Annotated in this window: 7 protein-coding genes and 1 pseudogene; 3 read left to right on the top strand and 5 right to left on the bottom strand. The window is 76.4% G+C overall.

The features are described 5' to 3' along the window. Positions 1 to 135 precede the first annotated feature (135 nt). Positions 136 to 849: a class F sortase gene (locus tag AB6N23_RS15210; RefSeq protein WP_412866849.1), complete on the bottom strand. Its 714-nt coding sequence runs from the start codon at positions 847 to 849 to the stop codon at positions 136 to 138. Beyond that, the gene (locus AB6N23_RS15215) at positions 846 to 1,517 is read right to left on the bottom strand and encodes a DUF4142 domain-containing protein (RefSeq protein ID WP_412866850.1); all 672 of its coding nucleotides are present in this window, start codon (positions 1,515 to 1,517) and stop codon (positions 846 to 848) included. Before AB6N23_RS15215 ends, AB6N23_RS15210 begins: the two co-directional genes overlap by 4 nt. A 420-nt stretch (positions 1,518 to 1,937) precedes the next feature. Between AB6N23_RS15215 and AB6N23_RS15220 the strand changes: the two genes are divergently transcribed. Both AB6N23_RS15220 and AB6N23_RS15225 read left to right on the top strand, forming a co-directional pair. Continuing rightward, a complete protein-coding gene (locus tag AB6N23_RS15220) occupies positions 1,938 to 2,522 on the top strand; it encodes an NADPH-dependent FMN reductase (RefSeq protein WP_412866851.1) in 585 nt (194 codons plus the stop codon). Then, complete coding sequence (locus tag AB6N23_RS15225) at positions 2,519 to 3,055, top strand: flavin reductase family protein (protein ID WP_412866852.1); 537 nt, start codon at positions 2,519 to 2,521, stop codon at positions 3,053 to 3,055. The genes AB6N23_RS15220 and AB6N23_RS15225 overlap by 4 nt, the downstream gene beginning before the upstream one ends. A 61-nt stretch (positions 3,056 to 3,116) precedes the next feature. On the opposite strand, the gene purL is transcribed toward AB6N23_RS15225, so the two are convergent. The 3 genes from purL to AB6N23_RS15240 form a co-directional block, all read right to left on the bottom strand. Further along, entirely contained in the window at positions 3,117 to 5,519 is a 2,403-nt protein-coding gene (purL, locus tag AB6N23_RS15230) for a phosphoribosylformylglycinamidine synthase subunit PurL (protein WP_378208686.1), read from the bottom strand. A gap of 249 nt (positions 5,520 to 5,768) precedes the next feature. Next, positions 5,769 to 7,199: a cellulase family glycosylhydrolase gene (locus tag AB6N23_RS15235; RefSeq protein WP_412866853.1), complete on the bottom strand. Its 1,431-nt coding sequence runs from the start codon at positions 7,197 to 7,199 to the stop codon at positions 5,769 to 5,771. Positions 7,200 to 7,384: 185 nt separating this feature from the next. Further along, entirely contained in the window at positions 7,385 to 8,584 is a 1,200-nt protein-coding gene (locus AB6N23_RS15240; RefSeq protein WP_412866854.1) for a winged helix DNA-binding domain-containing protein, read from the bottom strand. 244 nt (positions 8,585 to 8,828) lie between these two features. On the opposite strand from AB6N23_RS15240, the pseudogene AB6N23_RS15245 reads away from it, so the two are divergent. Then, a pseudogene (locus AB6N23_RS15245) lies at positions 8,829 to 9,367 on the top strand (hypothetical protein); the annotation flags it as partial.

Below are 9,367 nucleotides of genomic sequence, written 5' to 3' on the forward strand. Positions count from 1 at the left end.
GAAGAGGACACCGCAGTCGATGACGAGCAGCCGGCCGGCGTGCTCGAGCACGGCCATGTTGCGCCCGACCTCCCCCACGCCGCCGCGCGGCACGATCCGCAGACCGCCCGCGGGCCGCGGCGCCCGGCGCGGCGGTCAGGCGGCCGGCTCGGCCAGCAGCACGACGTTGTCGGTGTAGTGCCGCGTGCGGCGGTCGAAGTCGCCGCCGCAGGTGACGAGCACGAGGCGCGGCGGGCCCGTGACCGCGAACAGGTCGTCGGGCAGCGGTGCGGACTTGGGCAGGACGCGCCGCTCGACGAGGCGGTACGGCACGGTGCCGCCGCGGCCGTCGCCCACCTCGACGCGCGCGCCGAGCGGTGCGTCGAGCACGTCGGCCATGACACCGGGCCCGGTGACGGTGTCGACGTGGCCGGCGAGCACGACGGTGCCCTCGGCCGCACCGGGGAGCGCGCCCGCGAGCCACCAGCCCACCGCGCCGGGCTCGTCGGGGAGCTCGAGGGCGCCGCCGGCGCCGACCCCGACCGGGACGACGGGGACGTCGACCGCGACGTCGACGACCCGCAGCCGGTCGGGCGGCGGGGCGAGCGGGGGGACGGCCGCGACGACGGGCGGGGGGACGGCCGCGGCGGGACGGGGGACGGCGGACGCGTCGGTGGTCGACGGGTCCGCGGGTGCGGACGTCGGCGCCGGCGACCCGGCCGGCGTCGACGCCACGAGCGCGGCCGGTGCGACGTCGACGCGCGGCGGCGCGACGGCCATCCGCACGCCCGCCGTCAGGCACACGGCGCCCAGCACGGCGGCCGTCACGAGGACGGCCCGCCGCGCCGGGCGCCGGGGGGTGGGGCTCACCGCCGGCGGGCGGCCGGGGTGGTGCGGTGCGACCGGGCGACGAGCACGCCGGCCCCGGCGAGCAGCAGGCCGCCGACCAGCGACAGCGCGAGGCCCAGCGGACGCTCCGACGCCGCTGCCTGGCCGCCCGTGCCGGCGGGCACGGCGTCGACGCCGAGCTCGCGGGCGAGCATGAGCGCGTGGTCGAGGTGCCGCTGGACGACGGGCGCGGACGCCGTCGCCAGGTCCTTCACGGCCTGCTCGGACCCGGCGGCGAGCTCCCGCTCACCGAGGGCCAGCGTCGCGCGGTGCGACTCGATCTGCAGGTACAGCCAGGCGGTGTCGAAGTCCTGGCCGTCCTCGGCCTGCACCTCGGCGAGCGCCGCCTGCTGCTCGGGCGTCGGCGTGCCCGGCAGCGCGACGCCGAGCTGCTGCGCGACCGCGGTGAGCTGGGCGTCGAGCGCCGTGTGGTCGGTGACGAGCTGCTGGCCCATCTCCTTGACGCCGGGCGTCGCGGCCTCGGCGAGCGCCGCCTGGCCGGCGGCGATCTCCGCCAGGTTCCCCTGGTGGGCGGCGACGAGGAACTCCTGGTCCTGCGCATTCGGTGCGGCCGAGGCGGGCGCGGCGGCCAGCGCGAGGCCGGCGACGGCGGCCACCAGCACGGCGACCGGACGGGTGAGCTTCTTCATCGAGGTCCCCTTCGTGGACGTGCGTGGACCTGTCCACCGTGCGCCCGGCGGCGCCCGGACGCCCGTCCGGGGCGCGATCCGGGTCGCCGGTCGGCGTGTCGCCACGGTCGGGCGTGGCGCCGTGCGTGCCTCGTCGCGCGGCCGCCGTCTCGCACCGCGAGAATCCCGATGCGATCAGTCGGCTTTTTGTTCGGATGTGCCTAGGGTCGGACCGCTGCCTCGTGCCGAGGCGCACGCACCGACCGGAGGAGCACCCCGTGACCGCCGCCGTCCCCGCCGACCGCCCGGGCGCCACGCCGCCCGTCGCGGCGCCGCGGGCGCGCGAGGGCACTGCACGGACGCGGACCGGCGGGCGGGTGGGCGGGCGATGTCGCCGTCCCCGCGCCACCGCCACCCGCACGCCCTGACCCGGAGGACCCCGTGACCCACCCGACCCTGCCCCCGCCTGCCCTCGCACCCGCGGACGCGGCGCCGCCCTCGGTCGTCGCCCTCGTCGGCAACCCCCGTCCCGGCTCGCGCACGCTCGGCGCGGCGCTCGCCCTCGCCGGCACGCTCGCCCGCCGCACCGGTGCCGGTGACCCGGCCGCCGTCGACCTCGCCACGCTCGCCCCGGCGCTGCTCGGCCCCCGCACGACCGAGGTCGACGCGGCGCTCGCCTCCGTCGCGGCCGCGGACGTCCTCGTCGTCGCCACGCCGGTGCACAAGGCGTCGTTCACCGGCCTGCTCAAGGCCTTCCTCGACCTGTACGGCCCGGACGGCCTCGCGGACGTCGTCGCGGTGCCGCTCGTCGTGTCCGCCGCACCGCACCACGCCCTCGTCGGCGAGGTGCACCTGCGGCCGGTGCTCGTCGAGCTCGGCGCGACCGTCCCGACGCGCAGCCTCACGCTGGTCGACGCGGACCTCGCCGACCCGGACGCCGCGATCGAGCGCTGGTGGGTGCGGGCCGAGCGGCCGCTCGGCCGCGTCCTCGGCGCCGCGCCGCAGCCGGCGGGGGTGGCCCGGTGAGCGCCCCGACGACCGACCTGCGCGCGTTCGAGCGCGCGATCGCGGTGCATGACGAGCCCGCGCTCACCCCGGACGAGTACAAGCAGGTGTTCCGGCGGCACGCCGCGGGCGTGGCCGTCGTGACGCTGCGCGACGGCGACGCGCCCGTCGGGTTCACCGCGACCTCGGTGATCTCCGTGTCGGCGGCGCCGCCGCTGCTCGCGTTCTCCGTGGCGTCGACGTCGTCGTCGTGGCCCGCGCTGTCGCGCGCGGCGACGCTGGCGATCAGCTTCCTCACCGCCGACCACGTCGACGTGTCGACGCGGTTCGCGACGTCGGGCGTCGACCGGTTCGCCGCAGGCGGCTGGACGGCCCTGCCCACGGGCGAGCCGGTGATCGACGGCGCGCACGCGTGGGTGCGCGGCCGCGTGCTGCAGCGCACGCCCGTCGGGGACAGCTTCCTCGTCTCCGTCCGCGCCCTCGAGCACGGCGTGGGCGACGGCGAGCCGCTCGTCTACCGCGACCGCGTCTACCACCGGCTCGCCCCGCGCTGAGCCGCGGCGCGCGGACGACGAGGGGCCGCCGGGTGCACCCGGCGGCCCCTCGTGCGTCGCGTCAGCCGAACAGGCGCGGCAGCGTGCCCTCCCAGACCTCGCGCGCCTCGGACAGCGGCAGCGTGAACAGGCCGGCGATCTCCACCGCGGCCTCGTGCGCGTGGTCCGGGTCGCCCGCGACGGTGCCCGCACCCGGCGAGCACGTCTCCGCCGTCTCGCCGAGGCGGATCACCGGGACGCCGCGCGCCGTGCACAGGTCGGCGAACCGCACCTCCTCCGAGCGCGGCACCGCGACGAGCGCGCGGGCCGTCGACTCGGAGAACAGCGCCTCGAACGGGGTGACGCCGTCGCGCGCGCACAGGCCGTCGAGGTCGACCTGCACGCCGACGCCGTGCCGCAGGCTCGACTCGACGAGCGCCTGCGCGAGGCCGCCCTCGGACAGGTCGTGGGCCGCGTCGACGAGCTCGTCGCGCGCCGCGGTCGCGAGGACCTGCGCGAGCCGCCGCTCGGCGTCGAGGTCGACGCGCGGCGGCGTGCCGCCCAGGTGGTCGTGCACGACCTCGGCCCACGCGGAGCCGTCGAGCTCGCCGCGCGTCGTGCCGAGCAGGTAGACGGCCTGGCCGGGCGCCGTCCAGCCGGAGCGCACGGCGTGGGCGACGTCGTCGAGGACGCCGAGCACGCCGACGACAGGCGTCGGGTGGATCGACGAGTCGAGCTGCCCGGGCTCGCCCGTGCCGTTGTACAGCGACACGTTGCCGCCGGTCACGGGCACCTCGAGGGTCTGGCAGGCGTCGGCGAGGCCGCGGATCGCCTCGACGAGCTGCCACATCGAGTCGGGGTGCTCGGGGCTGCCGAAGTTGAGGCAGTCCGTGACCGCGAGCGGCCGCGCGCCGGACGTGGCGACGTTGCGGTACGCCTCCGCGAGCGCGAGCTGCGCGCCCGTGTACGGGTCGAGCTTCGCGAAGCGGCCGTTGGCGTCGGTCGCGAGCGCGACGCCGAGGCCCGTCGTCTCGTCGACGCGGACGACGCCCGCGTCGTCCGGCTGCGCGAGCGCGGTGTTGCCCTGCACGAAGCGGTCGTACTGGTCCGTCACCCAGGCGGGCGACGCGAGGTTCGGCGAGCCGGCCAGGCGCAGGACCGTGGCGCGCAGCTCCTCGGCCGTCGACGGGCGCGCGTAGCGCTCGCGCCCCTCGGGGGTGCTCACGGAGTCGGCGACGAGCGCGTCCTGCCATGCCGGGCGCGCGTACGGGCGGTCGTAGACCGGGCCCTCGTGCGCCACGGTCCTCGGGTCGACGTCGACGATGCGCTGCCCGAAGTGGTCGATCGTGAGGCGACCGGTGCCGGTGACCTCGCCGATGACGGCCGTCTCGACGTCCCACCGCGACGTGATCGCGAGGAACTCGTCGAGCTTCTCCGGCCGGACGACGGCCATCATCCGCTCCTGCGACTCCGACATGAGGATCTCGCCGGCCGTCAGCGTGGGGTCGCGCAGCAGCACGTTCTCGAGGTCGACGTGCATGCCGCCGTCGCCGTTGGACGCGAGCTCGCTGGTCGCGCACGAGATGCCCGCGGCGCCGAGGTCCTGGATGCCCTCGACGACCTTCGCGGCGTACAGCTCGAGGCAGCACTCGATGAGCACCTTCTCCATGAACGGGTCGCCGACCTGCACGCTCGGGCGCTTGGACGGCTTGGTGTCGTCGAACGTCTCCGACGCGAGGATCGACGCCCCGCCGATGCCGTCGCCGCCCGTGCGGGCCCCGAAGAGCACGACCTTGTTGCCGACACCCGACGCGTTGGCGAGGTGGATGTCCTCGTGGCGCAGCACGCCCAGGCACAGCGCGTTGACGAGCGGGTTGCCCTGGTAGCAGGCGTCGAACACGAGCTCGCCGCCGATGTTCGGCAGCCCGAGGCTGTTGCCGTACCCGCCGACGCCCGAGACGACGCCGTGCACGACGCGCGCCGTGTCGGGGTGGTCCACCGCGCCGAAGCGCAGCTGGTCCATGACGGCGACGGGCCGCGCGCCCATCGAGATGATGTCGCGGACGATGCCGCCGACGCCCGTCGCGGCGCCCTGGTACGGCTCCACGTAGGACGGGTGGTTGTGCGACTCGACCTTGAACGTGACCGCCCAGCCGTCGCCGATGTCGACGACGCCCGCGTTCTCGCCGATGCCGACGAGCAGGTGCTCCTTCATCGCCGGCGTCGTCTTCTCGCCGAACTGGCGCAGGTGCGTCTTCGACGACTTGTACGAGCAGTGCTCCGACCACATGACGGAGTACATGGCGAGCTCCGCCGCCGTGGGGCGCCGGCCGAGGATGTCGCGGATGCGCTGGTACTCGTCCGGCTTGAGGCCGAGCTCGGCGAACGGCTGGACCTGGTCGGGCGTCGCGGCCGCGTTCTCGACCGTGTCGGAGGCGTGCTGCGGGGTGGGCGCGTCGGCGGGGCGCACAGGTGCGGTGGTCATCGGTTCCCTCGGTGGGGGCCCGGGCACCGGGGGCGGCTCGCCCTCACCGGGCCTCGCCCCACCAGTCCCGCGCCGCGGGTCGGCAGACGGGCCCAGCGTACCGGCGCGGACCGGTCGCCCGGCCGCGCCGTCCCGCGTCGTGGGCGCGCCGCCGTCCCGGTGGGTGGGGGTCACCGGGACGACGGCGCGGTCGTGCGGTCGTGCGGTCGTGCGGTCGTGCGGTCGTGCGGTCGTGCGGTCGTGCGACGGTCAGCGGGTCGGGAAGCTGTCCGCCGTCATGATCCGGCTGCGGACGAACTGGCCGGACTGCGTGAGCTGCGACGTGCCGTAGCTCGAGCCGGCGCACGTGCCGGGCCGGAACGCGGCGCTGCTCTCGTTCGCGTCGGAGTACGTCCAGTTGACGTGGCTGATCTTGAGGGAGTCGAGCAGGTCGAGCCACGCGGTCGAGCTCGCGAGGTCGACGGTGCCGCCGCCGGTCGCGCTGGTCGTGCCCCACTCGGAGACGAACAGCGGCAGCCGCTGCGCCGCGCTGCGCACCTCGGCGCGGTAGTTGTCGAGGTGCGACGCCGCGTAGAAGTGGAACGTGTACATGATGTTGTCGAACGCGAGCGGGTTGGCCACGATCTCGGCCGAGGTCGAGCCGTTGGAGACGCCGAGCGACGACCAGCCGCGCGTGCCGACGAGGATCACCGCGTCGGGGTCGGCGGCCTTGATGATCGGGATCACCTGGTTCGCGTAGGTGCGGATCTGCTCCCACGTGACGCCGTTCGGCTCGTTCGCGATCTCGTAGACGACGTTCTTCTTGGCGGCGTTGCGCGTGGCGACATTCCGGAAGAAGGTCTTCGCGTTCTCCAGGTTCACGTTCGGGTCACCGGGCGTGAGCGTGTGGAAGTCCACGATCGCGTACATGCCCCGCCGCTCGGCCTCGTCGACGAGGGAGTTGACGCGCGCGGTGAACCCGGGCGGGTCGGTGACGTACCCGTCCTCGTTGACGTACATCGCGATGCGGAAGACGTCGGCCTTCCAGTCGTTCGCGAGCGTGTCGAGCGAGGCGGTGTTGTAGCAGCCCGGGAACCACTGCAGGCCGTGCGAGCTGATGCCGCGCAGCTGGATCGGCCTGCCGTACTGGTTGCAGAGGTTCACGCCGCACACGCGCAGCTGGCCGTTGATCGCGACGGGCGTCGTGCCGGTCGGCTGCTGGGGCGTGGTCGTGGGCGTGGGTGTCGGGGTGGGCGTCCGGGTCGGCGTCGAGGTCGGGGTCCCGGTGGTCGAGCCCGTGCAGGCGACGCCGTTGACGGTGAACTGCGTCGGGACGGCGTTGGACCCGCTCCACGAGCCGTTGAAGCCGAAGCTCGCCGTGCCGCCGGTGCGGACGGAGCCGTTCCAGCCGGAGTCCCGCACGGTCACGGCGCTGCCCGACTGGGTGGCGGTCCCGTTCCACGCCTGCGTGACCCGCTGACCGGACCCGAAGGTCCAGCCGACGGTCCAACCCGTCAGCGGGTCGCCGAGGTTGGTGATCCTCACGTCGGCGCCGAACCCGCCGCCCCACTGGTTCGTGATGGTGTAGTCGACCCGGCAGCCGGCCGCGGCCTGCGCCGACGTGGCGGTGATCGTGCCGATCCCCGTCACCGCCAGCAGGACCGCGGACAGCAGGGCTGCCGCCCTGGTGCGCTGGGACATGCGTCTCCTCGAAGGGTGTGCGCGCGGTGCCGCGCCCCGCTCCGCCGCGGGGCCCGCAGCGGTCGCCGCGTCGAGGACCGAGGGTGCGCCGCGCGGGCGTCCGCGGCCAGTCCCCGGAGGACATCGAATCGTTTCGGGCGCGGTGGCGTGCCGGACGCGCCACCCGCCCGGGGCGCGCGCCCCGGTCACGCGCGCAGCCGCTTCTCGACGGCCGTCCAGCCACGGGCGCGCACGGTCAGCCGCACGTCCGCGAGCTGCGCGGTCAGCGCGGCCGCCCGCTCGGCCACGGCGTCCGCCGCCGCGCGGCCCACGTCGTCGAGCAGCTCGACGGCCACCTCGCCGTCGGCGCGCTGCACCCAGCCGCCGACGACCCGTCCGTCCACCCAGACCGTGGGCCCCGCGTTGCCGTTGCGGTCGTAGACCTGCTCCCGGTGCGGGCCGAGGAACGGGTCGCGGTGCCTCCAGCCCATCGCCGTCGGGTCGAGCGCGGGCAGCAGCGCGACCCACGGGTCGGGCGGCGCGACCTCGTCGGCGTCGTCCGCGAGCAGGACGCCGGGCGCGCCGTCCTCGAGCACGACGTCGACGGTGTCGAGCGCCGCGAGCGCGGCCTTCGTGCGTGCGACCGTCCACCCCGCCCACCACTGCAGGTCCGCCGGCCGCGCGGGCCCGTACGCGTGCAGCCACCGGCGCGCGAGCGTCGCCGCGGCCTCCGCGGTCGCAGGCGCCGGACCGAGCTCGCGCCAGTGCGCCGGCGTCGTCCACCGGAACTGCGGCGCCGCCCAGCCGCCGACCTGCCGCCCGCGCAGGACCCGCCCCTCGGCGGAGAGCGTCGTGAGCAGGCGGCTCGCCACGCTCTGCGTGGTCTCGTACTTCTTGCCGGGCTCCAGCGTGACGCGCGTCGCGAGCAGCGGGTCGGCCGCGGCGAGCTCGGGGGCCGTCGCCTCGCCGACGGCGGCGATCGCGGCGAGCAGCGCCCGCTCGGCGCGGGCGACCCAAAGGCCCGGGTCGTCCGTGACCCCCGACGCGACGAGCAGCTGGTGCAGGATCCTGCGCTGCTGGACGGCCACCGTGTCGCCGGCGGCGACGAACGCCGTCGCGGCCAGGTCGTGCGGCACGGCGAAGAGCGTGCGTCGCATGGCGAGCACGCGGATCAGGTCCCGGTCCTCGTACAGCGCCCGCTCCACGTCCGCCGGCGTCGCGCCGGGCGTGCGTGCGAGCGCGGACAGGACGGTGGACGCCGGGTCCGTGCTGTGCAGCGCGACGACGGCCCGCGCCGCCGCGACGGGGTCCGGGGCACCGTGCCCGGGCGCGAGCGCGTGACGGCGGCCGAGCCGGGCGCGCCGCTCGGCGGCGGACACGGACCTGGGCACGCCGGTGGTCGTCACACCGCGGACGCTAGCGGGCACCCCCGACAGCGCCGCGCCCTGCGCCGGCGCCACCGCCGGGTCACCGGTACGTCGCTGACCTGCGGCTCCGTGAGAGAACCGTCATGTCCGTTCCGTCCCGTGCGCCCCATCGGTCCCGATACGCTGCCGTCGCCGCGCCGGTACGCCGGGCGGTCCCCCCGTCCTCCGGCGTGGTCGGCGCACGCCCGCGCCCGCTCGCCCGCACGTCCCCGAACGAGGTCCGATGCACCCCCGCACCGCCGCGGCAGCCGCCGTCCGACCCGCGCTCGGCACCGCCGCGCTCACGCTCGCCGCGTCCGCCGCGCTCCTCGCCGCGACCGCGACGGGCGCCGCCGCCGGGTCGGACGCCCCGACGCCGTACCGCGTCACCGCCACGGGTCTGGAGCTGCCGACCGGGCAGGTGCTGGCCGAGCACGCGCACCTCAACGTGCTGTGGACCTCGGCGACCGGTGCGGGTGCGGGTGCGACGAACGTGCACCTCGAGGGCGCCGGGACGCGGTGGCACGACCTCGTGGGTGCGGCGTCCGTGACGTGGGAGCGCCTGGGTCTGCCCGCCGACGCGTGCGTCCGCTGGGTGCAGGTCGCCGGGTTCGACGAGCACTTCGGCGAGGGCGGGCAGGCACCCGTGTGCCGGACGGCCTCCCCCGCACCCGCGGTCCCCGCCCCGGCGGCGCCCGCTCCGCAGCCCGCCGCACCGGTCCCGGCTCCGGCGGCGAGCGCGCCGGCGCCCGCCGCGCCGCCGGCCGACGCCGCTCCTGCCCC

The organism is Cellulomonas pasadenensis, assembly GCF_047229365.1.
Lineage (GTDB): Bacteria > Actinomycetota > Actinomycetes > Actinomycetales > Cellulomonadaceae > Cellulomonas.